The sequence below is a fragment of the Massilia sp. CFBP9012 genome, from assembly GCF_034045115.1.
Classification (GTDB): Bacteria; Pseudomonadota; Gammaproteobacteria; order Burkholderiales; family Burkholderiaceae_D; genus Telluria.
This window is the reverse complement of the sequence record NZ_JAXCWM010000003.1, coordinates 414,740-437,185: the sequence shown is the minus strand read 5'-3', so window position 1 is coordinate 437,185 and position 22,446 is coordinate 414,740. Positions and strand designations below refer to the sequence as shown.

Below are 22,446 nucleotides of genomic sequence, written 5' to 3'. Positions count from 1 at the left end.
CAGGCCAACAAGGAAGATATTGTCGTTCTTGGGATGTGGCACTACCAAACCCGCTCTGATAAAAAGACGGCCAGTATAGACTGGCCGCCTGTCAATCCGCCAATTTTATGGGCGGGAGCACGTGAAGGCCAGCTTGAACGGGATCGAGGTGATCTTGCCGCGTGGCGTAGTAGCCCGCACGTTGAAAGTGGCCGCGCTGGAGGTCGTGCACGGCTTTTCGCCGGTCGCGGCCACGGTGATGGTGTGGCTCGACCCGACGGCGCCCGTGCCGCCGCTGACGAAGATGCTCGGCACGGTTTCGGGGATGACTTCGACGCCGCTGGCATTGACCGCGCCGCTGACCGAGATCGTGGTGCCGGCCGGCAGCGGGTTGTCGTTCAGGTCGGTCAGCTTCAGCGTGAACACCTTCGATTCGTTGGCGTTGGCGCTGCCCAGGTCGATCGGCATGGTGGTCGCCGGCCGCGTCGCGTTATCGAGGTAGACGTTCGCCACATCGGCGTCGCTGAAGGTGATCGTGGTCTTGGCGAACTGGGTGTTGGCGCCGTCGGTCGTGCTGGCGCAGATCGTGGCCACGCCCCGGCGGTTGGTGTCCGACGTGGCGCCGGCACCAGTATTGCATGGGGTTGCCGGGGTATTCGGGATCGCCACGCGCGGCGCCTGGGTGCGGAACGGGACCGAGCAGCCGCCGTTGACGGTGGTGCAGCCGCCCTTGTCCGACGAGCCGATGGCGCCCATATTGGTCTGGAACACGACCGGGGTGCCGTCGGCGACCGGGTTGCCGAAGGCGTCGGCCAGCAGCACGCTGACGGTGGCGGCCGGCGTGACCGGACCGCTGTCGAAGGACCAGCCATCCACGTTACCCTGGGTCACGGAGAGCGAGAAGGCGCGCTGCACCGGCAGGCCGGTGGTCACGACGATCGAATCCGATGTGGTGGAGATGTCGGAACCATTGCCGCTGGCGGTGCCGGGCAGCACGGCGCGCACGCGGAACGAGGTCGGCACGGAGCCCGAGTTGACGGTGGTGATCACCTCGCCGTTCTGGTCGGTGCGGTCGGTGCTCTTGTTCAGGTTGACCAATCCCTCGGGCTCGATGAAGAACCGCACTTCCTTGTTGGCCAGCGGGCGGTTGAACAGGTCGAACACGCGGAAGCGCAGGGTTGCGGTCTCGGTGCGGTTGATGCCGCCCTGGCCGCGGATCACGATCGACTTGTCGGTCGGCAGCGCCTCGACGAGTTGCACCGATGCGGCGCCCGGCTGGGCGATCACGAGTGAGCCGGTGGCCGGGGTCGTGACGCCGTCGGCGGTCACGGTGATGGTATCGTTGTTGCCGCAACCCTGGTCGCGGTAGACCGTCTCGGCGATGCCGTTATTGGTGGCGACGACGGCGGCCAGCGTGGCCTTGCCGGCGGCGACGCAGGCCGACGTGAAGTTGACGTTGACCTGGCCCATGTACTTGGCGCCGTTGGCCAGCAGGTCGACCGAGATCTTGCTCGAATCATAGGCGTTGATGCTGGCCGGCTCCAGGCGCAGCGCGCTGAAGGTCAGCGCGGTGGCGTTGACCGCGTAGTTGGCGGTGCTGGTGGCGGCGGTGCCGGCCACGGTGGCGCTGGCGGTGACGGTGCCCGCGCCGCCGGCCGCCAGGCTGGCCACGCGCATGGTGATGCTGGCGGTGCCGCTGGCATCGGTCAGGGCGGTGCCGGCGCCGGGCGTGAACACGGCCAGGTCGGCGGCGGTGGTGAAGGTGACCAGCGCATTCGGTACCGGCTGCTTGTTGGCGTCGAGCACCAGGGCGCGCACCGTCAGCGGCGTGGCGCCGGACAGCGAGGTGCTGGCCGCGCCCGTGGCGCTGACCAGGCTCACGCCAACGGTCGGCGCGGCCGGCGTGACCGGCGTGCCGCCGTTGCCATTGCCGCCGCTGCCGCCCGGGGTGCCCGGATTGCCGCCGCCGCCGCCGCAGGCGGACAGGGTTGCGGCCAGGAGCAGCGCCAGGCTGCCATACTTGATGTGCTGGTTGTTCATATTATTATCGGTTGGGGTTAATGTCGGTTCAGCGCGTTCCAGCCACGTTTTCGTTCACGATCTTCGGGGTGATGAAGACCAGCAGCTCGGTCTTGCTATGTTCGGTGCCGGTGGTCTTGAACAGATAGCCCAGCAGCGGGACGTCGCCCAGCAGCGGCACCTTGGTCACGTTATTGCGCTCGGTCTGCTGGTAGATCCCGCCCAGCACCACCGTGCCGCCGTTCTCGACCATCACCTTGGTCTTGACGTGCTGGGTGTTGATCGCGAAGCCGGCGCGGGTCTCTTCACCCTTCGAATCCTTGTTGACGTCCACTTCCAGCACCACGTTGCCGTCCGGCGTGATCTGCGGCGTCACTTCCAGGCGCAGGTTGGCCTTCTTGAACGAGATCGAGGTGGCGCCGCTGCTGGTCGCCTGCTCGTAGGGCAGCTCGACGCCCTGCTCGATCACGGCGATCTGCTTGTCCTCGGTGACCACGCGCGGGCTCGAGATGATCTTGCCCTTGCCATCGGCTTCCAGCGCCGACAGTTCCAGGTTCAGGAAGCGGTTCGCGGCCGACGAGAACAGCGAGAACGCCAGCGTCGACGGCGCAATGCCGCCGATGCCGGCCGCCGGCAGGTTGACCATGGTGGTGTTGTCGATGCTGCTGGTGGCGGGCGTCTGGCCGGTGACCTGGCCGACGCCGACCAGGTTGCCGCCGATCGCGACGCGCTCGTTGCCGCTGATCTGCCAGCCGGAGTCGCCGCCGCGCTGGGTGCGCAGGTCGTTGAAGCCCAGCTTGGCGCCGAGGTTGCGCGAGAAGCCGTCGTTGGCCTCGACCAGGCGCGCCTCGATCAGCACCTGCTTGGAGGCGATGTCGGTCTTCTGGATCAGTTTGCGGATGTCCTCGATCTTGGAGGCGATGTCGGTCACGAACAGCTGGTTGGTGCGCGGATCGATGATCGCGCTGCCGCGCCGCGACAGCACGCGGTTGCGCCCGCCCGCATCGCTGCCCGAGGTCGCGCCGCCGGCGTCCAGGCCGAACACGTTGCGGAACGATTCCGCCTTCTGGTAATTGAGCTGGAAGATCTCGGAGCGCAGCGGCTCGAGTTCGGCGATCTGGGCGCGCTGCTCGAGTTCGAGCTTTTCCTTGGTCAGCAGTTCTTCCTTCGGCGCGATCCACACCACGGTGCCGTTGCGGCGCTGGTCCAGACCCTTGGCGGTCAGGATCACGTCCAGCGCCTGGTCCCACGGCACGTCCTTCAGGCGCAGGGTCAGCGAGCCGGTGACCGAGTCGCTGGCGATGATGTTCAGGCCCGAGATGTCGGCCACCGCCTGCAGCGCGGCGCGCACTTCGACGTCCTGGAACTCGAACGACAGCTTCTCGCCGCGATACCCCTGCGGGTTGTCGCGCGAGCCCGGGCTGCCGCGATTCGGGTCGCTTTCCACCTTGCGCACCTCGACCACGAGCTGGGAGTCGCTCTGGAATACCGACTGTTCCCAGTCGCCTTGCGCCTCGACCGTCATGCGCACATTGTCGCCCTGGGCCAGGGTCGAGACGCGGGTGACCGGCGTGCCGAAATCGCTCACGTCCAGGCGCCGGCGCAGCGTCTCCGGCAGGCGCGCATTGAGGAAGTCGACGGTCACGCCGCTGGCGGTCTGGCGCACGTCGACCGCCACCTGGTTGGCGGGCAGGTCGACCACGACCCGGCCGGCGCCATTGGCGCCGCGGCGGAAGTCGAGGTCGCGCAGTTGAGGACGCGCTGCGGGCAGCGCGGCCGGCGCGGCGGCAGCCACCGCCGGCATGCCGCTGGCGTCGAGCGCGCGCGCCACGCCGCCCGAGCCTTCCACCGTCACGATCACCGACTTGCCGTCGATCGTGGTCGCATAGTTGAGGGCGCGCGCCAGGTTCAGCACCAGGCGCGTACGCTCGCCGGCCTGCACCACGTTCAGGCTGCGCACGTCGCCCAGGTTCATCTCGTGCACCGTCTTGCCGGTGGCGTTGGCGGTGGCGCCGAAGTCGAGCGCAATGCGGGACGGATTGGTGATCGCAAAGCCGATCGGCGCACGTGCCGGGGCCTCGCGCATGGTCACGTTGATGACCACGTTGCTGCCCTGCTGGTTGGCCGTGATCGACTCGATCGCGTTGCCCTGGGCCAGGGCGGCGCCGGCGCCGGCGCACATCATGAGCATGAGTGCGGCCGCGGCGCGCGCCAGCCAGGCCGGCGGGGCGATGCGAATCTTGACGTTGAAGGTCATTTACTGCTCTCCTTATTTTGCCGCAGCTCGGTGCTGCAGCTCGATGTGGGCCATGCGTTCAACCCAGTCGCCAGTGGCGTCCTGCACCGATTCCTTGATGTCGATAGCGCCCTCGCTCACACGCGTGATGCGCCCATAGTTCTGTCCAATCCGCTGGCCGCTGCGCACCCGGTACAAGGAACGCTCGACCTGCACCAGCGCGTAATTCACGCCGCCCTTCTGGATCGTGCCGACCATCCGCATCGTGTCGAGCGGGAAGGTCTCCATCAATTCCTTCGGCCGCTCGAGGTCGGGCTGGTTGGCATTGCTGCTGGCCTGCGCCATGCGCGCCATCTCGCCCAGCAGCTTGCCGGGATCGAAGGGGTCGGGCGCCTGGCGCGCATCGTAGCCATAAGGCTCGAAGGTCTTCGGCTCCGGCAGCGGCTTGACCTTCGACACGGTCTGCTTTTCCACCTCTTTCATCCAGGCCCGGGTCTCGCCCACGCCGCCGTCGCCGCAGGCGGCCAGCAGGCCGCCTGCCAGCAGCACCATCAGTCGTGCGCGCATCATTTCTTGCCCCCGCTTTTGGCCTTGGCGCTGGTCTTGCCCTTACCCTTGCCCTTCTTCTTCTCGGCCGCGCGCGCGGCGCGCTGGGCCGCCAGCTCTTCCTGGTCGAGGTAGCGGAAGGTCTTGGCCACCGCCTGCATTCCCAGGCTGCCGTCCTTGCCGGCCTGCAGGGTCAGGTTGTTCAGGGTGACGATGCGCGGCAGGTTGGCCATGTCGGCGGCGAATGCGCCCATGTCGTGGTAACGGCCGCTCACCTTGATGTCGATCGGCAGTTCGGCGTAGTAGTCGCGCACCACTTCCTGGCCCGGCTTGAACAGCTCGAACTGCAGGCCGCGGCCGACGCCCGACTGGTTGATGTCGGACAGCAGCGAATACATTTCGGATTTGTTCGGCAACTGCTTCTCCAGGCGCACCACGTACTGGTCGACCTGGGCCTTCTGGGCCTTGAGCGCTTCCAGGTTGATCGCCTGCGCCATCTTGGTTTTGTACTCCGCGCGCAGCTTTTCCTCGTCGCGCGCGCCGCGTTCCTGGGCCGCGAACTGATCGCTCCAGTAAAAGTAGTAGCCCAGGCCGACGACCGCCAGCAGCACGACGGCGGCGCACAGCAGGCGCGGCGCCAGCGGCCACTGGCCGGGCGGACGGCCCTGCAAATCCTGGAACTGCGCCGCCAGCCGGGCGCCGAGGTCTTTGATGTCGATGTTCATGACTTCTCCGCCGCACGCTTGGCATTGGCGCCAGCCTTGGCCGGCTGCGCGCCGTCCAGCGCCTCTTCGCCCTCGTCGCTCAGGCGCGCGCGCTTGATCGACACGCCGAGCGTGAACTCGACCACCTTGCGGCTGGTCTTGCCCTGGGTCAGGCTGATGGCGCGGACCTCGGTCAGGTCCGGGTTCTGCAGCCACGCCGAGCCGCTCGACAGGTTGCGCAGCAGCTCGGCCACCCGCTCCTGCGACTGCGCGTTACCGGTCAGGATCACGCGCTGGCCGCTCTGCTTGACCGATTTCAGGTGCACGCCTTCCGGCGTCTGGCGCACCAGCTCGTCGAGCAGGTGGACCGGCTGGTTGCGGTCGCCCTGCAAGTCCTCGACCGCCTGCTGGCGCGCCTGCAGGGCCGCGATTTCTTCTTTCAGGTTGGTGATCTCGCCGATCTTCTTGTCCAGCTCCGCGCTGGCATTCTTCAAGACGTCGTTGCGCTGGTTCTGGACCGAGATCTGGCTGGCGTTATAGGCGCCGACCAGCATCACCACGATGGCGCCGAGCACGCCGCCCAGCGCCATCAGGGCGACGAAGGCGGTCTGCTTCTGCTTGCGCTTGGCCTCGCGGTGGGGCAGCAGGTTAATCCGGATCATCAGCCGAACCTCCGCAGCGCCAGGCCGCAGGCGACCAGGTAGGCCGGGCCGTCCTGGCGCAGCTGGTGTTCGCGCACGCCGGGGCCGAGCTGCATGCCCTCGAAGGGCGCCGCGAGGCTCACCGGGAGGCGGGTGCGGCCGGCCACGATGTCGAGGATTCCGGGCAGCAGCGCGCAGCCGCCGGCCAGGTACAGAGCGTCGATCCGGGTATACGGGGTCGAGGTGTAGAAGAACTGGATGGCGCGCGTGATTTCCAGCGCCGCGCTTTCCAGGAACGGCGCCAAGATGTCGGCGCGGTAGTTCTCGGGCAGGTCGCCCGCCTTCTTGCGCGTCTCGGCTTCCTCGAACGCCATGCCGTAGCTGCGCACGATGTCCTGGGTCAGCGCATTGCCGCCGAACGGCTGCTCGCGCTCGTAGACCGCTTCGCCACCCAGCAGCACCGATACGTGGGTGGCGTGGGCGCCGATCTGGAACAGGGCCACGATCTGGTCCTGCCGAGGCAGGGCGGCCTGTTCGAGCGCGCTGCGCGCGGCGTACGATTCGATGTCCATCACGGTGGCGGTGAGGCCGGCGGCTTCGGCGATCGCGACCCGGTCCTCGACCTTTTCACGGCGCGCGGCGGCCAGCATCACTTCCATGTCGTCGGGCGAATTCGGCGCCGGGCCGATCACGTCGAAGTCGAGGCTGACCTCATCGAGCGCGAACGGGATATACTGGCTGGCCTCGGACTCGACCTGCACTTCCAACTGGTCTTCCGATAAACCGGCCGGCAGGATGATCTTCTTGGTGATCACGGCGGCAGGCGGCATGCCGAGCGCCACGTGGCGGGCGCGGGTGCCGCTCTTCTTCCAGACCCGGCGCACCGCGTCGGCGACCTGGTCCATGTTTTCGATATTGCCGTCCACCACGGCGCCGCGCGGCAACGCCTCGGTGGCGTAGCGCTCCAGGCGCACGATACCCTTGCCGGCATCGGCCAGCTCGACCAGGCGGACGCCGGACGTGCTGATATCGAGCCCGACCATCGGCGGACTCGATTTACCAAACAAGGAACCCAGATTGATCACCAAATACACCCCTTGGCTGCAGAATGGGCTGAAATCGCCCGGAATCGGATATTGTCGTAAACAGAACAGTTATTTGCTTCTTATAACTTTCTTATAAAAATCCGGTACTTACGTGCAGCACCGCCTCGGATCGTAGCAACAAAGGATGACTACGGACAAGAAATTTCTGCACTGGAACACTCTATTCAGGGCGTGCGCGCCACACTCTGGCGTTTTCATTGCCAGGCCAATATTGCCCTTGCGTTCCATTAAGCTCCGGCCAGTATCGGGCTCCAAACCGCTGCCTTATAATGAGGCGGATCAACAAAGCGAAAGTCAGCATGAAAGAGAAACAAGCAGCATCCTCTTCTTCCTCGAAGTTCAGCCCCAAACGCCTGCTCCTGATGGCCGTCGCCGGCCTGTTCGGCCTGGGCGCCATCGGCGTGCTGGTGCTCGTGTTCGCCCTCGCGATGGCCTACCCGAACCTGCCGGCGCTGGACACGATCACCGACTACCGGCCCAAGATGCCGCTGCGCATCTTTACAGCCGATAACGTCCTGATCGGCGAGTTCGGCGAGGAGCGCCGCACCCTGGTCCACTTCAGGGACATCCCGGACGTCATGAAGAAGGCCGTGCTGTCGATCGAGGACGACCGCTTCTACGAGCACAGCGGCATCGATTACCTGGGCATCCTGCGCGCTGCCTTCCGCAACGCCACCGGCGGCGCGCGCCAGGGCGCCTCGACCATCACCCAGCAGGTCGCGCGCAACTTCTTCCTGTCGTCCGAACAGACCTTCAAGCGCAAGGCCTACGAGGCCCTGCTGGCCTGGAAGATCGAGAAGAACCTCTCCAAGGACCAGATCCTCGAGCTGTACATGAACCAGATCTACCTGGGCCAGCGCGCCTTCGGCTTCCAGTCGGCGGCCCAGATCTATTTCGGCAAGGACCTGCGCGACATCACCGTGGCCGAAGCGGCCATGCTGGCCGGCCTGCCGAAGGCCCCGTCGGCCTACAATCCCGTGGTCAACCCGACCCGCGCCAGGACGCGCCAGCAATACATCCTGCAGCGCATGCATTCGCTCGGCTATATCAACGACGCCCAGTTCGCCCAGGCGAAGGAAGAGCCGCTCAAAATCAAGACCGACAGCACCGCCTTCGGCGTGCATGCCGAGTACGTGGCCGAGATGGCGCGCCAGCTGGTCTACGAGCAGTTCAAGGAAGATACCTATACCCGCGGCCTGAACGTGTTCACCACCATCACCAAGGCCGACCAGGACGCCGCCTACCTGGCCCTGCGCCGCGGCGTGATGGACTACGAGCGCCGCCGCCCCTACCGCGGCCCCGAATCGTTCATCGACATCCCGGGCGCCAAGACCGAAGCGGACGAGGCGATCGAGGCCGAGCTGGCCGAGCATCCGGACAGCGACAACATCATCGCCGCCGTCGTGCTGCAGGCCTCCGCCACGCAAGTCCAGGCGACCATCGCCTCGGGCGACACGATCACCATTTCGGGCCAGGGCCTGGCCTTCGCGCGCGCCTGGCTGTCCGACAAGGCGGCGCCGAACCGCCGCGTGCGCCGCGGCGCCGTAATCCGCGTGATGCAGGACGACGAGTCGAAGTGGCTGATCACGCAAATGCCGGAAGTCGAATCGGCCTTCGTGGCGGCCAATACCGAGGACGGCTCGATCCGCGCCCTGGTCGGCGGCTTCGACTTCAACCGCAACAAGTTCAACCACGTGACGCAGGCCTGGCGCCAGCCGGGTTCCTCGTTCAAGCCGTTCATCTACTCGGCTTCGCTCGAGCGCGGCCTGTCGCCGGCGACGATCGTCAACGATGCCCCGATCAGCTTCGATGCCGGCCAGACCGGCGGCCAGGCCTGGGAGCCGAAGAACTACGACAACAAGTATGAAGGTCCGATGACCATGCGGCGCGGCCTGACCTCGTCGAAGAACATGATCTCGATCCGCATCCTGAACAAGATCGGCGCGCGCTACGGCCAGGAATTCGCCGGCCGCTTCGGCTTCGAGCCGGAGCGCAATCCAGCCTACCTGACCCTGGCGCTGGGCGCCGGCGCCACCACCCCGCTGCAGATGGCCGGCGCCTACGCGGTGTTCGCCAACGGCGGCTACCGCATCAGCCCCTACCTGATCTCGAAGGTCACGGACAGCGACGGCAAGGTACTGTCCGAGGCGCGCCCGGCGCGCGCCGGCGACGAGGCCAACCGCGTGATCGACGCGCGCAACGCCTTCCTGATGGACAGCATGCTCAAGGACGTGGTGCGCTACGGCACCGCGGCCAAGGCGATGGCGCTCAAGCGCACCGACCTGGCGGGCAAGACCGGCACCACCAACGATTCGATCGACGCCTGGTTCGCCGGCTACCAGCCGAAGGTGGTGGGCATCGCCTGGATGGGCTACGACAAGCCGCGCAACCTGGGCGCCCGCGAAACCGGCGGCGGCCTGGCGCTGCCGATCTGGATCGGCTATATGCAGAAAGCGCTCAAGGGCGAACCGAACGTCGAGCGCGAAGTGCCGGCCGGGCTGGTGCAGTATGGGTCGGATTACTATTACGCCGAGACGCCGCCGGGCAGCGGGGTCGAGACGCTGGACGTGGGCCCGCCACCGGCGCCGGAACAGCAGAAAGAGCGTGATGCGGTGAGGAACGAGTTGTTCTGATCGGCTTCAGCAACCAAGCAAGGGCGGCCCATGGCCGCCCTTGCTTTTTGCCGCGTCGGATCAGGCGATGCGTTCGGCGCGTCGCAAACGTGTGCGGAGGAAAGCGACACCGGTCGCACACAGCCGGCGATATTGCACATTGCGCTGTTCCGTCAGCGACCCCAGCAAGAAAATCCCTCCAGACAACAGCGCGCAAAACTGCCACGGCACGTGAATGCCCAAACCATTCCAGATCAAGACCGTCAGCGGCATATGGAACAGGTAGATGGACAAGGTGAACGAGGAGAGATGGCGGATCACCTCCTGGCATCGGGCCAGCCAGTCGAAACAATCGGTCAGGGCCCGCGCGGCAGCGAAATGCGCCGTTACCAGTACGCCCAGGATCAAGTCGCCGGCGAACTGGTTCGCGCCATTAAGCATGCTCATCATTTCGGGAAACATCTGGACCAGGCCAGCGCGCAGCAGGTGCGACGAACCGGTCCAGTAAAAGACGAAGGCGCACAGCGTCGTCAACACAAAGAGCGCAGCGGCCGTGCGCCGTCCCATCGTCAGCTTCGCACGATACAGCCACACGCCCATCAGCCAGATCGGAAACAGCGCCAGGATGCGCGGTCCCGCCGCAGCCATGGCAAGCAGCACGGCGAGCCAGCGCCAGCGACGGGGCGTGAACACCGCTGCCGCGAAAATCACGTAATACCAGACTTCGAACGACAGCGACCAGTACGGGCTATTGAATGGCGGACGTACGTTATTGGCCCAGGATTCACCGAGGAACAGCAGGTTGATCCAGGTCGCTTGCCAGATGTCGTTCGCCGAAGGCGACATATTGTCGATGAAGGGCATGCCCGGCGCGCCGGCAACGAAGGGGGCGATCAGGATCGACAGCGCGACCGCCGGCACGGATACGGACAGGATGCGGACCGCACGGTGCATGGCATAGCTACCCAGCGTGACACCGGGCCTGAAGGTGGCGAACGCAATGACGTAGCCGGACAGCACGAAGAACACGACGACGGCTTCGTGTCCGGGCCACGGCAAGGGAGACATGGGGAACAGTACAGGCCAGACGTGGCTGAGCAGGACGACGAAGGCGGCGCCGAACCTGACCACATCCAGGTAAAGCGACAGTCCCTTAGGTATGGTCTTTTCCATGATGTCCGATAAATGATTAATCGGACACTGTAGCTCAGCCGCAAATACCTAAAGTAGTTATTGTTTGCTCAATTTCACTTATGCTGCATCAATACAACGCATCGCAACATGTGACTAATGCATTGTAAAAAATTTACGATAAGTATTATCCGGGTGCTGGCGGATGACGCGCACTCAGACAAACATGACGGCCGCTTCAGCTACCCGCACATTACAGCAACGACACCTGCGCCCCGCCCTGCTCCCCCGCATACCTGGACAACGACGCGAAGAACTCGCTGTCATCCCGCGTATTGCGCCACTCGTCGCCCACGCGCTTGTAGTGGTAGCCGCCCGAGCGCGCCGCCACCCACATCTCCTGCAACGGCGCCTGGCTGTTGACGATGATCTTGGACCCGTTGTCGATGAACTCAATCTCCAGCACATTGCCGCTGCGCTTGCATTCGACGTCGATCACGTCCTCGTCGTTCAGGCGGTCGAAGGCTTCCTCGATCTGCTTGAGGGTCAGGTCGGCAAGGTCCAAAAATTCGGTTTCGGTCATGCTACACTCCAAAATCTGCTAATTAAACCGTGATTCTAATCGTGAAGTCCTCTCTTGCGCTTCTCCCGGCCGCTGTTTTGCTTGCCGCCCTGTCGGGCTGCGGCCAGACCGGCGACCTGTACATGCCGACGCCGCCGGCCAGACCCGCCTCGGCGCCGCCCGCGGCCCCGGTCGACCAGCTCCCCCAGCCCGTCCCTTCGAACAACGCCTCCACGCCCGCACCCCACCGCTGATGTCCTATTTTTCGCACCAAGACGGCGTCCTTCACGCCGAAAACGTTTCGCTGTCCGCCATCGCGGAACAATTCGGCACGCCGACCTACGTCTATTCGAAAGCCGCCCTGCTCGACAATTTCAGCGCCTACCACGACGCCTGCCAGGGCCGCGACGCCCTGGTCTGCTACGCGATGAAGGCCAACTCGAACCTGGCCGTGCTCGACCTGCTGGCGCGCCAGGGCGCGGGCTTCGACATCGTCTCGGGCGGCGAACTGCTGCGCGTGATCGCGGCGGGCGGCGATCCGGGCAAGACCATCTTCTCGGGCGTCGGCAAGACCGTCGACGAGATGCAGCTTGCGCTGGAAAAAGGCATCCTTTGCTTCAACGTCGAATCGATCCCCGAGCTGCACCGCCTGAACGAGGTCGCCGGCAAGCTCGGCATGCGCGCCCCGGTATCGCTGCGCGTGAACCCGAACGTCGACGCCAAGACCCATCCGTATATTGCGACCGGCCTGAAGGCCAACAAGTTCGGCGTGGCCTTCGACGATGCGCTGGACACCTACCGCACCGCCGCCAGCCTGCCGCACCTGGACGTGGTCGGCATCGACTGCCATATCGGCTCGCAGTTGCTGGACGACGCCCCGCTGCTCGAAGCCCTCGATAAACTGATCGAGCTGATCGACGCCCTGCACGCCGAGGGCATCCACCTGCACCACCTGGACATCGGCGGCGGCATCGGCGTCGACTACGGCGTGGCCGGCGACAAGCCGCCGGTGCCGGTGGGCGACTATCTTGGCCGCCTGTTCGCGCGCATCGACGCCTGGCGCGCCGAGAAGCACGGCGGGCAGCCGGTGAAGGTGATCTTCGAGCCGGGCCGCTCGATCCTGGCCAATGCCGGCGTGCTGCTGACGAAGACCGAATTCCTGAAACCGGGCGCCGAGAAGAACTTCTGCATCGTCGACGCCGCGATGAACGACCTGATGCGCCCGACCCTGTACCAGGCCTGGATGGGCGTGCAGCCGGTGACCCCGCGCGACGGCGAAAAGCTGGTGTGGGACATCGTCGGCCCGGTGTGCGAGTCGGGTGACTGGCTGGCGCGCGAACGCGAACTGGTACTTGAACAGGGCGACCTGCTGGCCATCATGACGGCCGGCGCCTATGGCATGACGATGGCGTCGAACTACAACACCCGCGGCCGCGCGGCCGAGGTGATCGTCGATGGGGATGTCACCCACCTGGTGCGCCGGCGCGAGACGCCGGCCGAGGTGTTCGCACTCGAGACGATAATCAAGTAAAAAACAGGCCCGCGCAATGCGGGCCTTTTCAATGTTTGGCGCGCACGGCTTGCGGTTTGCGCCTGAAATGCCAGAACACCCGCAGCGCCAGCAGCACGGCCACGATGGCCCCGAACAGGATCGGCTGCGCGAAGTCGCTCTTGCCCTCTTTCATCCACCAGTAGTGCAGGATCGCCAGCGGACCGATCGCGTAGATCAGCCGGTGCAGCCATTGCCAGCGCTTGCCGCCCAGGCGCTTGATCATCGCATTGGTCGACGTGGCCGCCAGAGGAATGAGCAGCACGAAGGCGATGAAGCCGACCAGGATGAACGGCCGTTTCACGACGTCGGCCAGCATCGCCGCGACATCGAAGAAATGGTCGAACCACAGGAAGGCCATGAAATGCACGAATGCATAGAAGAAGGTGAACAGGCCGACCATGCGCCGCAATCTGACCAGCCAGTTCCAGCTGGTCAGGCGCCGCAGCGGCGTGACGGCCAGGGTGATGCACAGGAAGTACAGCGCCCACTCGCCGCTGCCCAGGGTGATCTCCGCCAGTGGATCGGTGAAACTACCGGTGGCCGTGCCCCACACGAGGCGCGCGAAGGGCAGCAGGGACAGGATAAAAACCACCGCTTTTACCCATCCGAGCTGTTTGTTCGAAAGCTGCAAGGCCATCAGTAATAGCGCTTCAAGTCCATGCCGGTGTACAGCGAAGCGACCTGGTCATAGCCGTTGAACATCAGGGTCTTCTTCTTCGGCTGGAACAGGCCGGTCTCGCCGATGCGGCGCTCGCTCGCCTGCGACCAGCGCGGGTGGTCGACGTTCGGGTTCACGTTCGAATAGAAACCGTATTCGCGCGGCGCCGAGTCGTTCCAGGCGGTGCGTGGCTGGCGACTCACCAACCGGATGCGCACGATCGACTTGGCCGACTTGAAACCGTATTTCCAGGGTACGACGAGGCGCACCGGCGCGCCGTTCTGGTTCGGCAGCACCTGGCCGTACATGCCCATGCCCAGGAGGGTGAGCGGGTGCATGGCCTCGTCGATGCGCAAGCCCTCGACATAAGGCCAGTCGAGTACGCCGCTGCGCAGGCCCGGCATCTGCTTGCGGTCGGCCAGGGTGGTGAATTCGACGAACTTGGCGTTGCCGGTCGGCTCGACCTGCTTGAGCAGGTTCGACAGCGAATAGCCAATCCAGGGAATGACCATCGACCAGCCTTCGACGCAGCGCAGGCGGTAGATGCGCTCCTCGAGCGGGGCCAGCTTGAGCAGGCCGTCGATGTCGAGCGTGAGCGGCTTGTTGACCTCGCCCTCGATGCGCACGGTCCAGGGACGCGTGACCAGGGTGTGCGCGTTCTTGGCCGGGTCGTCCTTGTCGAGGCCGAACTCATAGAAATTGTTGTAGCCGGCGGCGTCCTTGAACGGGGTCTGTTTCTCGTCGGTGGACAGCGCCACGTTGGCGCGCGCCGCCAGCTTCTGGGCGGGGGCGGCCTGGGCAAAGGCTTCGCGGTTGGCCATCTCCCACACGCCGCCGCCGACTGCCGCCGTGGCCGCCATACGGGTGATGAACTGACGCCGCCCGGTATAGACCTCTTGCGGCGTGATTTCGGACGGGAACGGAAGATCGAGTCCGTTGGGATGACGTTTGAACAGCATGGCTGGCCCCGCGAGCTTAAGAGTCTTCACATTACACGAAGTTCCCTTAAGCCAGCGTTAGGCCACCAACACAGTTAGAGTTCGCCGTAGGAGTGCAAGCCCGACAGGAACATGTTCACGCCCAGGAAGGCGAAGGTGGTCACCAGCAAGCCCACCACCGCCCACCAGGCCGCCACGCGGCCGCGCAGGCCGGTCATCAGGCGCATGTGCAGCCAGGCCGCGTAGTTGAGCCAGACGATCAGGGCCCAGGTCTCTTTCGGATCCCACGACCAGTAGCCGCCCCAGGCCTCGGCCGCCCACAGGGCGCCCAGGATGGTGGCGACGGTGAAGAAGGCGAAGCCGATCGAGATCGACTTGTACATCACGTCGTCGAGCACCTCGAACGACGGCAGGCGGTCGGCCAGGATGCCGTGCGACTTGAGCAGGTAGGCTGTGGCGACCATCGCCGCCAGGGCGAAGGTGCCGTAGCCGATGAAGTTGGCCGGGACGTGGATCTTCATCCACCAGCTCTGCAGCGCCGGGACCAGCGGCTGGATCTGGGCGGCGTCGCGCGACACCGTGTACCACAGCAGGAAGGCGACCGCGGCGGCGATGATCAGCATCACGAACGGGCCCAGCTGGCGGGTGGCGTAGTGTTCTTCGTAGTACAGGTGGAACATCGCGGTGATGATCGCGAACAGGATGAACACTTCGTACAGGTTCGACACCGGGATGTGGCCCACGTCCGGCCCGATCAGGTAGCTTTCGTACCAGCGCACCATCATGCCGACCGAGCCGATCACGATCGCAGCCCAGCACAGGTTGGCGCCGACGTTGCCGCCGAACTTGCCGCGGCTGAACAGGCCGACCCAGTAGAACACAGTCGAGAACATGAACAGCGCGCTCATCCACAGGATGGCGGAACCGCTCGACAGCATGTATTTCAGGAAGAATTTCTGCTCGGCCGCCGCCAGGTTGCCGTCGTACATCGAGATCGCGCCCAGCGACAGCACGCCGACCAGCGGGAACAACCAGCGCATCGGCTTCCAGTACCAGCCCAACGCCGCGAATACCGGCGCGCTACAGATCAGGATCACCTCTTCATAGATGTCCATGAAATGGCCGTACTGGATTTGCGCGTACAGGGCCGCGGCCAGCAGCGCGATGCCGTACAGCCAGTCGGCCGCGGTCAGGCGGCGGAAGTAGCCGACCTGTTCCTGGTATTTGTCGGTCGAGCGCGTCGGGGCGCTGTTTTTCGTTTGGGACAGTTCCATCATTTTCTCCAGATCGTCGCCAGCTTACGCCGGTTGCGGCAGCTTGACCGACAATTCGTCGTATTCGCGCTCGAAATCGAGCGTCTTGCGCTGGGTGCTCATCGCCATCAGTGCCTCGGCACCTCCATCTACGTCGCGCACCCAGATCCAGACGCGGCGCTCGCGGATATAGAACATCGCGAACACGCCCAGCGTGAGCAGCAGGCAGCCGAAGTAGACCACATTCTTGCCCGGCGAACGCGTCATCTGCAGCACCGAAGCCTTTATTTCGGTGAAATCGTCGAGCTGCAAATACACCGGGGCGCCGTACAGGAAGCTGTCCGACAAGGCATTGGTGGCCAGTTGCAGGAAGCGGCCGTTCTCGTCGGTCGGCTTGGCCGCGGCGTCGCCATTTTTCTCGCGCGCCACCTGCCACAGCTCCCACAACGCGCCGTTGAGCATCTTCATGAAGATGCCGGCCGCCTTTTCCTGCTCGGCCTGCGGGATCTGTTCCAAAAAGCGGGCCACGCCAACGAAACCGCCGCGGCCGTCGCCGCCGGCGAAGATGTCGAGCGTGCGCGCGGCCGAATCCTTCAACTGGCCCGCCAGCGCGCCGCCGCCGCGCTGTTCCGCGCTCAGCGCGCGGCTGGCGTAGCGGGCGGCCGCCTCCTGGCGCGCGGCCGGGTCGGACAGCGCCGCGCGCAGGCGCATCCAGTCGCCAACGCCGTAGCGCTCGTCGGACGGGATGCGCAGGAAGCTGAAGTTCTCGGACGGGTTCGAACGCACGCCGGCCAGGTAGACCTGGGCGCCTTCGAGGGTCAGCGGCTGCATGTAGTTCATGTACTCGCGCGCCTGGCCCGTGTGGTCGCGCAGCTTGTATTGCACGCTGGGGCCGACGTTTTTCAGGTCCTTGTTGGCGTCCGGGTCGGCCGCCGCGCCGGAGGCCTTGCCCAGCGTGGCCGACAACTGCGCATTGAAGCCGATGTTCTTGCCCACCGCGCGCGCATCGTTGCCCTGGGCAACGTTCTCGACGTTGAAGGGACGGAAGCCCGACCACTCGATGGCATAGGTGTCCTTGCCGAACTTGAGCTCGGTGGCGCCATTGACGTCGCCTTCGATCGGGAAGCTGGCCGCGCTGGCGCCCGTCATCGGGAAGCCGGTCAGCCGCAGCTTGCTGCCGCCATCGTCGAAGCTCGACTGGTAGACGGCGATGCCCTTGTAGATCAGCGGATGGTTGACCTTGATGGTCGACTCGAATTTGTGGCCGGTCTCCAGGTCGTGCACCACGACGTCGCTGGCGAACAGCTTGGGCATGCCGGTCGAATAGAACTCGATGTGGAATTTCTTGAGCTCGATCCCGAACGGCAATTCCTGCACCAGCACGCCGGACGCTTGATTCAGGATCGCGGTATGGCTGGTCTGGCCCTCGGCGATCGCGGTATTGCCGCGGAAGCTGGGATTGCTGGTGCTCAGGCGATGCTGGGCCGGGATCTCGGCGATCACGCCGCTGCCGGTGAAGGGAGTTTTGCCGAAGAACCATTGCTGCACACGCACGGGGAGTTCCGAATCCAGCATGCCGCCCAGCAGGATCACGATGATCGAGGAATGGGCGAAGATATAACCGAATTTGTTGCCGGCGCCCTTCTTGGCCGACACCAGGATGGCCTGGTCTTTTTCCACGATCTTGGTCGCATAGCCGGCGTGGCGCAGGCGCAGCGCGCTTTGCTCGGCCAGCTCGGCGCGCGCCAGCGGCGCCTGCCATTCAGCCTTGTGGTGGAAATTGCGCAGCGAATCGACACGCACGTTTTCGCGCCAGCTGCGCATATCGCGCAGCATCTTCGGCGTGTTGCGCACCACGCACAGCCCGGTCGAGACGATCAGCACCACCAGGATGACCAGGAACCACCAGCTCGAATAGACGTTGTACAGGCCGAGCTTGTCGAAGATCTCGAACCAGAACGGCCCGAACTGGTTCACGTAATTGGGCATCGGCTCGTTCTGCTTGAGCACGGTGCCAATGACGGAGGCAATGGAAATGATGGTGAGCAGGCTGATCGCGAAGCGCATCGACGAGATCAGCTCGACCGCGTCGGCCAGCCAGCGGCGGCGGGTATTCAGTTCAATTCCGGTGGTACTCATACTCTACAACTTTCATCTTGCGCGAGACGGGGTCGGCGCGTGGAAAAAAGGGCGTCAGCTCGACGCTGCCGCCCTCTTCCGTTCATCTCATGCTCATGCGTAGCGCTAAAGCGACACTTTTAGCGCAAGCCGGCGATATAGTCTGCCACTGCGCGCATCTCTTCCGGCGACATCCGTTGCGACAGCACCGTCATCTGCGGGCTGTTGGCGCGGCTGCCGGTCTTGAATGCTTCCAGCTGGGCAGTGGTGTAATCCTGGTGCTGGCCGGCCAGGCGCGGGTATTGCGCCGGGATACCGTTGGCGGTGGCGCCGTGACAGCTGGCGCAGGCAGCTACGCCTTTTTCCGCGATGCCGCCGCGATAAATCTTGCGACCCAGTTCCACGGTCTCTTTATTTTTCGCCGCGCCAGGCTTGTGCGCCTGCGTCGCGAGCCAGGCTGCGATATCCTTCTTCTCCTGCGCCGTCAGCATCTTGGCATAGGTCGTCATGATGGGCTGCTGGCGGTGCGCGGTCGTGAAGTCGATCAGCTGCTTGTGTGTATACGTCGCGAACTGCCCGGACAGTTTCGGATTGATCGCGATCGACGAATTGCCGGCCGCGCCGTGGCAGGACAGGCAGGACGGCAGGCCGCGTGCGGGATCGCCGTTTTCGTACAGGGCGCCACCTTTGGCTGGATCGGCTTTGACCGCGGTAGCGGTTGCGGCGGACGCCGCCATCGCCGCCGGTAGTCCCCCAAAGACAGTCAGCGAAGTGACCAACAGTGTTTTGAGCAGGGGGGACGTCAACCGATTCATAACTGGCACCTTATAAAGTCAAATTAGAAAGTTCAGTGCAGCGACCTGATCTACCCGCCGATGGGCGGAGCAGTAATCAACCCCTTATTGTACAATAGCTTTGTTTCCCCAACGCCATTTCATGGCCCTTAATCCCTCTCCCCAATGTCCAGATTATGGCAAGCCCGGTTCTTCACGACCGTTAACCAGTTGCGCGATTTGCCCGACACGCAGGTACCGGAAATCGCCTTCGCCGGGCGCTCGAACGCCGGCAAATCCACAGCGATCAATATCCTGACCAACCAGAAGGGTCTCGCTTTCGCTTCCAAGACGCCTGGCCGTACCCAGCACATCAATTACTTCTCGATCGGTGGCGCCCACGTGGGCCAGCACCGCAAGGATGCGGTCCGGGTCGACGAGATCGAAGCGCTGCTGGTCGACCTGCCGGGCTATGGCTATGCCGAAGTCTCGGGCACGGCCAAGCTGCACTGGCAAAAGCTGCTGGGCGACTACGTCCAGCGCCGCGACCAGCTGGCGGCGCTCATCCTGATCATGGATTCGCGCCGTCCGTTCACCGACCTCGACGTCCAGATGCTCGAATGGTTCGCCCCGACCGGCAAGCCGATCCATTGCATCCTGACCAAGGCCGACAAGCTCAACCGCAACGAGTCGACCAATGCCCTGCGCGAAGCGCGCGCCGTGCTCGACAGCTATGTCGACGAGGATGGCAACGGCTTCCCGTTCACGGTGCAGCTGTTCTCGGCGCTCAAGCGCATCGGCATCGAAGAGGCGGACGCCAAGATCCTGGAATTGGCCGGACTGAACTCGGAAGAGGAAGAAGCAGGAGACGACATCGGCAACGAAGAAAGTGCTGCGCCGTCGGCGGACGACGATAACCCTGTCGCCTGATATAGCAAGGACTGTTGACATGACCATCATCACCTCCGCCTATCCGGCGGCCCGCCCGCGCCGCATGCGCCGCGACCCGTTCTCGCGCGCCATGATGCGCGAAAACACCATCACCTCCGCCGACCTGATCTATCCGGTGTTCGTGCTCGAAGGACAGAACCAGCGCCAGCAAGTGGCGTCGATGCCGGGCGTCGAACGCGTCTCGCTCGACCTGCTGCTCAAGGTCGCCGAAGAATGCGTTGCACTCGGCATCCCGGCCATGGCCCTGTTCCCGCTGGTCGACCAGTCGGTCAAGACCTATGACGGCATCGAGGCGACCAACCCCGACGGCCTGGTGCCGCGCGTGGTGCGCGAACTGAAGAAGAACTTCCCGGAACTGGGCGTCATCACCGACATCGCGCTCGACCCGTACACCACCCACGGCCAGGACGGCCTGCCGGACGAGAACGGCTACATCGTCAACGAACAGACGATCGAGATGCTGGTGAAGCAGGCGCTCACCCACGCCGAGGCCGGCGTGGACATCGTGGCGCCGTCGGACATGATGGACGGCCGCATCGGCGCCATCCGCAACGCCTTCGAGGCCCAGGGCCACATCCACACCCGCATCATGGCCTATTCGGCCAAGTACGCATCCGCCTTCTACGGCCCGTTCCGCGACGCCGTGGGTTCCAGCGCCAACCTGGGCAAGGCCGACAAGAACACCTACCAGATGGATCCGGCCAACAGCGACGAGGCGTTGCGCGAAGTGGCGCTCGACCTGGCCGAAGGCGCCGACATGGTGATGGTCAAGCCAGGCATGCCTTACCTGGACATCGTGCGCCGTGTGAAAGACGAGTTCAAGGTGCCGACCTTCGCCTACCAGGTCAGCGGCGAATACGCGATGCTCAAGGCAGCGGCGCAGAATGGCTGGCTCGATCACGACAAGGTCATGATGGAATCGATGATGGCGTTCAAGCGCGCCGGGGCGGATGGGGTGCTGACCTATTTCGCGCTCGATATCGCGCGCAAGCTGAAGGCGGGCGGCTGACGCGGCGGCCATGACGGACCACAGGGACAGGCTGGCCCGGCTGGTCGATCGCCAGGCCCTGCGCTACGGCCACTACACCCCGATCGAGGGTGTACTGGTCTCCCGTTCCGTCAGCCCCACCGAACCCATCACCACGGTCATGCGGCCGGTCTACAGCGTCATCATGCAAGGCATGAAGGAAGCGATGATCGGCAGCGGCCAGGTGCGCTACCGCGCCGGCCAGTCGCTGATCGCCGGCGTCGACCTGCCGGTCACCTCGCGCATCCTCGAGGCCAGCGAAGACAAACCCTATCTCTCGATCAGCATCGAAATCGACCGCGCGGTCCTGCTCGAGCTGCTGGCCGGGCAGTCGGCGCCGGCGGCGGCCGCGCCGGACACCGCGCTGTTCGACACCTGCGACTTCGATCTCCGCCTGGCCGATCCGCTGGCGCGCCTGCTGGAGCTGCTCGACTATCCCGAAGGCATTCCCGTGCTGGCGCCGCTGATCCGCCGCGAGATCACCTGGCGCCTGCTGCAAGGGCCGTTCGCCTCGGTGCTGCGCCAGCTGGCCTGGCCGCAGGGCGACCTCGGACGCATCGGCCGCGCCACCAGCTGGATCAGGGACAACTTCGCGCAACCCCTGCGCATCGCCGACCTTGCCGGAATGGTCAATATGAGCGCGCCCAGCCTGCACCGCCATTTCCGCACCATCACCTCGGTCTCGCCGCTCCAGTTCCAGAAGCACGTGCGCCTGCACCTGGCGCGCCGCCGCCTGCTGGCGTCGGAGGCCATCGGCTTCGTCGCCCACGACGTCGGCTATGAAAGCCTGTCGCAGTTCAACCGCGACTACCGCAAGCTGTATGGCGTATCCCCGAGCGAGGACCTGGCCGGCCTGCGCCAGGCGATGGGCGCGCCCGTTTCATCGCCCACCTGATCCGCCCACGGGCCGGCGCAATGCCGGCTGAAAGGATCCGCCCCATCTCTGATCGGAATTGCATATCCTGCGCGCCCGTGCGCGTGTCTACTTGACGGGTCGCGCCACGACGGCGCCCAGACCTGGATCCAGCATGGACAAACACGATACCCGCGCCGGCAATCGCCGCCGCTTCCTCATCGGCTCGGCCCTGGGCGGGGCCCTGCCGCTGATCGCACGCGAGGCCGCGGCAGGCACCGCGGCGGCGGCCCCGCCCCCCGCGTCCGGCGCCGCCCTCTTGCCGCTGGCGCTGCGCATCAACGGCGATACCCGGCAGGTGGCGGTCGACCCGCGCACCACCCTGCTCGACACGCTGCGCGAACACCTGGACCTGACCGGCGCCAAGAAAGGCTGCGACCACGGCCAGTGCGGCGCCTGCACGGTGCTGGTGGACGGCCGCCGCGAACTGTCCTGCCTGGCGCTCGCGGTCTCGCTGGCCGGGCGCGCAGTGACCACCATCGAGGGCGTGGCAGCGCCGGATGGCGGCCTGCACCCGATGCAGCAAGCCTTCATCGACCACGACGCCTTCCAGTGCGGCTACTGCACGCCGGGCCAGATCCTGTCCGCGATCGGCTGCGTGCGTGAAGGACAGGCCGCCAGCGCCGACGGCATCCGCGAAGCCATGAGCGGCAACCTGTGCCGCTGCGCCGCCTATCCGAACATCGTAGCCGCGATCATGCAGGCCCGCACGCGGATGGAGACCTGA

The 22,446-nt window shown here is 65.1% G+C and carries 20 protein-coding genes; 7 read left to right on the top strand and 13 right to left on the bottom strand.

The window, feature by feature from the left end; genetic code table 11:
• Positions 1–105: 105 nt before the first annotated feature.
• From SOM61_RS06870 to SOM61_RS06845, 6 genes are read right to left on the bottom strand one after another with little or no spacing between them, the layout of a single operon-like run.
• Entirely contained in the window at positions 106–2,019 is a 1,914-nt protein-coding gene (locus tag SOM61_RS06870) for an Ig-like domain-containing protein (protein ID WP_320473380.1), read from the bottom strand.
• Between the two features lie 28 nt (positions 2,020–2,047).
• Positions 2,048–4,255 (bottom strand): type IV pilus secretin PilQ, encoded by a 2,208-nt coding sequence (locus SOM61_RS06865; protein WP_320473379.1) that lies wholly within the window; start codon positions 4,253–4,255, stop codon positions 2,048–2,050.
• 12 nt (positions 4,256–4,267) lie between these two features.
• Positions 4,268–4,804, bottom strand: coding sequence for a pilus assembly protein PilP (locus SOM61_RS06860; RefSeq protein WP_320473378.1), 537 nt, complete (start codon positions 4,802–4,804; stop codon positions 4,268–4,270).
• Complete coding sequence (locus tag SOM61_RS06855; RefSeq protein WP_320473377.1) at positions 4,801–5,505, bottom strand: type IV pilus inner membrane component PilO; 705 nt, start codon at positions 5,503–5,505, stop codon at positions 4,801–4,803. The genes SOM61_RS06860 and SOM61_RS06855 overlap by 4 nt, the downstream gene beginning before the upstream one ends.
• Positions 5,502–6,146 (bottom strand): PilN domain-containing protein, encoded by a 645-nt coding sequence (locus SOM61_RS06850; RefSeq protein ID WP_320473376.1) that lies wholly within the window; start codon positions 6,144–6,146, stop codon positions 5,502–5,504. Before SOM61_RS06850 ends, SOM61_RS06855 begins: the two co-directional genes overlap by 4 nt.
• Positions 6,146–7,168: a pilus assembly protein PilM gene (locus SOM61_RS06845; RefSeq protein ID WP_320473375.1), complete on the bottom strand. Its 1,023-nt coding sequence runs from the start codon at positions 7,166–7,168 to the stop codon at positions 6,146–6,148. Before SOM61_RS06845 ends, SOM61_RS06850 begins: the two co-directional genes overlap by 1 nt.
• A gap of 362 nt (positions 7,169–7,530) precedes the next feature.
• On the opposite strand from SOM61_RS06845, the gene SOM61_RS06840 reads away from it, so the two are divergent.
• Positions 7,531–9,864 carry a penicillin-binding protein 1A gene (locus tag SOM61_RS06840; protein WP_320473374.1) on the top strand — a complete coding sequence of 778 codons (2,334 nt, stop codon included), beginning with the start codon at positions 7,531–7,533 and terminating at the stop codon, positions 9,862–9,864.
• A gap of 60 nt (positions 9,865–9,924) precedes the next feature.
• Here SOM61_RS06840 and SOM61_RS06835 read toward each other — a convergent pair whose 3' ends face one another.
• Both SOM61_RS06835 and cyaY read right to left on the bottom strand, forming a co-directional pair.
• A complete protein-coding gene (locus SOM61_RS06835) occupies positions 9,925–11,016 on the bottom strand; it encodes an acyltransferase family protein (RefSeq protein WP_320473373.1) in 1,092 nt (363 codons plus the stop codon).
• Positions 11,017–11,227: 211 nt separating this feature from the next.
• A complete protein-coding gene (gene cyaY, locus SOM61_RS06830; protein ID WP_320473372.1) occupies positions 11,228–11,557 on the bottom strand; it encodes an iron donor protein CyaY in 330 nt (109 codons plus the stop codon).
• 41 nt (positions 11,558–11,598) lie between these two features.
• Here cyaY and lptM point away from each other — a divergent pair, with 41 nt between their 5' ends.
• Both lptM and lysA read left to right on the top strand, forming a co-directional pair.
• The gene (gene lptM / locus SOM61_RS06825) at positions 11,599–11,790 is read left to right on the top strand and encodes an LPS translocon maturation chaperone LptM (RefSeq protein ID WP_320473371.1); all 192 of its coding nucleotides are present in this window, start codon (positions 11,599–11,601) and stop codon (positions 11,788–11,790) included.
• Complete coding sequence (gene lysA / locus SOM61_RS06820; protein ID WP_320473370.1) at positions 11,790–13,067, top strand: diaminopimelate decarboxylase; 1,278 nt, start codon at positions 11,790–11,792, stop codon at positions 13,065–13,067. The genes lptM and lysA overlap by 1 nt, the downstream gene beginning before the upstream one ends.
• Before the next feature lie 28 nt (positions 13,068–13,095).
• On the opposite strand, the gene SOM61_RS06815 is transcribed toward lysA, so the two are convergent.
• The 5 genes from SOM61_RS06815 to SOM61_RS06795 form a co-directional block, all read right to left on the bottom strand.
• The gene (locus tag SOM61_RS06815) at positions 13,096–13,725 is read right to left on the bottom strand and encodes a protein-methionine-sulfoxide reductase heme-binding subunit MsrQ (protein WP_320473369.1); all 630 of its coding nucleotides are present in this window, start codon (positions 13,723–13,725) and stop codon (positions 13,096–13,098) included.
• A complete protein-coding gene (msrP, locus tag SOM61_RS06810; protein ID WP_320473368.1) occupies positions 13,725–14,705 on the bottom strand; it encodes a protein-methionine-sulfoxide reductase catalytic subunit MsrP in 981 nt (326 codons plus the stop codon). The genes SOM61_RS06815 and msrP overlap by 1 nt, the downstream gene beginning before the upstream one ends.
• A gap of 74 nt (positions 14,706–14,779) precedes the next feature.
• Positions 14,780–15,958, bottom strand: a complete 1,179-nt coding sequence (gene ccsB, locus SOM61_RS06805) for a c-type cytochrome biogenesis protein CcsB (RefSeq protein ID WP_320473367.1) — start codon at positions 15,956–15,958, stop codon at positions 14,780–14,782.
• Between the two features lie 24 nt (positions 15,959–15,982).
• Positions 15,983–18,076, bottom strand: coding sequence for a cytochrome c biogenesis protein ResB (locus SOM61_RS06800; protein ID WP_320473366.1), 2,094 nt, complete (start codon positions 18,074–18,076; stop codon positions 15,983–15,985).
• A gap of 119 nt (positions 18,077–18,195) precedes the next feature.
• Complete coding sequence (locus tag SOM61_RS06795) at positions 18,196–18,870, bottom strand: c-type cytochrome (RefSeq protein WP_320473365.1); 675 nt, start codon at positions 18,868–18,870, stop codon at positions 18,196–18,198.
• A 144-nt stretch (positions 18,871–19,014) separates the two neighbouring features.
• On the opposite strand from SOM61_RS06795, the gene yihA reads away from it, so the two are divergent.
• The 4 genes from yihA to SOM61_RS06775 all read left to right on the top strand — a co-directional run bounded on the left by yihA (position 19,015) and on the right by SOM61_RS06775 (position 22,446).
• A complete protein-coding gene (gene yihA / locus SOM61_RS06790; RefSeq protein ID WP_320473364.1) occupies positions 19,015–19,758 on the top strand; it encodes a ribosome biogenesis GTP-binding protein YihA/YsxC in 744 nt (247 codons plus the stop codon).
• Positions 19,759–19,777: 19 nt separating this feature from the next.
• On the top strand, positions 19,778–20,788 hold the full coding sequence (hemB, locus tag SOM61_RS06785) for a porphobilinogen synthase (RefSeq protein WP_320473363.1): 1,011 nt from the start codon (positions 19,778–19,780) through the stop codon (positions 20,786–20,788).
• A gap of 10 nt (positions 20,789–20,798) precedes the next feature.
• Positions 20,799–21,701 (top strand): AraC family transcriptional regulator, encoded by a 903-nt coding sequence (locus SOM61_RS06780; RefSeq protein WP_320473362.1) that lies wholly within the window; start codon positions 20,799–20,801, stop codon positions 21,699–21,701.
• 133 nt (positions 21,702–21,834) lie between these two features.
• Positions 21,835–22,446 (top strand): (2Fe-2S)-binding protein, encoded by a 612-nt coding sequence (locus SOM61_RS06775; protein ID WP_320473361.1) that lies wholly within the window; start codon positions 21,835–21,837, stop codon positions 22,444–22,446.

Excerpts from the sequence above, each read along its gene's own strand:
- SOM61_RS06775 (WP_320473361.1), top strand. The coding sequence starts at position 21,835 with ATGGACAAACACGATACCCGCGCCGGCAATCGCCGCCGCTTCCTCATC.
- SOM61_RS06865 (WP_320473379.1), bottom strand. The coding sequence starts at position 4,255 with ATGACCTTCAACGTCAAGATTCGCATCGCCCCGCCGGCCTGGCTGGCG.
- SOM61_RS06800 (WP_320473366.1), bottom strand. The coding sequence starts at position 18,076 with ATGAGTACCACCGGAATTGAACTGAATACCCGCCGCCGCTGGCTGGCC.
- SOM61_RS06780 (WP_320473362.1), top strand. The coding sequence starts at position 20,799 with ATGACGGACCACAGGGACAGGCTGGCCCGGCTGGTCGATCGCCAGGCC.
- SOM61_RS06795 (WP_320473365.1), bottom strand. The coding sequence starts at position 18,870 with ATGAATCGGTTGACGTCCCCCCTGCTCAAAACACTGTTGGTCACTTCG.
- yihA (WP_320473364.1), top strand. The coding sequence starts at position 19,015 with ATGTCCAGATTATGGCAAGCCCGGTTCTTCACGACCGTTAACCAGTTG.
- SOM61_RS06860 (WP_320473378.1), bottom strand. The coding sequence starts at position 4,804 with ATGATGCGCGCACGACTGATGGTGCTGCTGGCAGGCGGCCTGCTGGCC.
- SOM61_RS06845 (WP_320473375.1), bottom strand. The coding sequence starts at position 7,168 with ATGGTCGGGCTCGATATCAGCACGTCCGGCGTCCGCCTGGTCGAGCTG.
- ccsB (WP_320473367.1), bottom strand. The coding sequence starts at position 15,958 with ATGGAACTGTCCCAAACGAAAAACAGCGCCCCGACGCGCTCGACCGAC.
- msrP (WP_320473368.1), bottom strand. The coding sequence starts at position 14,705 with ATGCTGTTCAAACGTCATCCCAACGGACTCGATCTTCCGTTCCCGTCC.
- SOM61_RS06870 (WP_320473380.1), bottom strand. The coding sequence starts at position 2,019 with ATGAACAACCAGCACATCAAGTATGGCAGCCTGGCGCTGCTCCTGGCC.
- SOM61_RS06835 (WP_320473373.1), bottom strand. The coding sequence starts at position 11,016 with ATGGAAAAGACCATACCTAAGGGACTGTCGCTTTACCTGGATGTGGTC.
- hemB (WP_320473363.1), top strand. The coding sequence starts at position 19,778 with ATGACCATCATCACCTCCGCCTATCCGGCGGCCCGCCCGCGCCGCATG.
- lysA (WP_320473370.1), top strand. The coding sequence starts at position 11,790 with ATGTCCTATTTTTCGCACCAAGACGGCGTCCTTCACGCCGAAAACGTT.
- cyaY (WP_320473372.1), bottom strand. The coding sequence starts at position 11,557 with ATGACCGAAACCGAATTTTTGGACCTTGCCGACCTGACCCTCAAGCAG.
- SOM61_RS06840 (WP_320473374.1), top strand. The coding sequence starts at position 7,531 with ATGAAAGAGAAACAAGCAGCATCCTCTTCTTCCTCGAAGTTCAGCCCC.
- SOM61_RS06815 (WP_320473369.1), bottom strand. The coding sequence starts at position 13,725 with ATGGCCTTGCAGCTTTCGAACAAACAGCTCGGATGGGTAAAAGCGGTG.
- SOM61_RS06855 (WP_320473377.1), bottom strand. The coding sequence starts at position 5,505 with ATGAACATCGACATCAAAGACCTCGGCGCCCGGCTGGCGGCGCAGTTC.
- SOM61_RS06850 (WP_320473376.1), bottom strand. The coding sequence starts at position 6,146 with ATGATCCGGATTAACCTGCTGCCCCACCGCGAGGCCAAGCGCAAGCAG.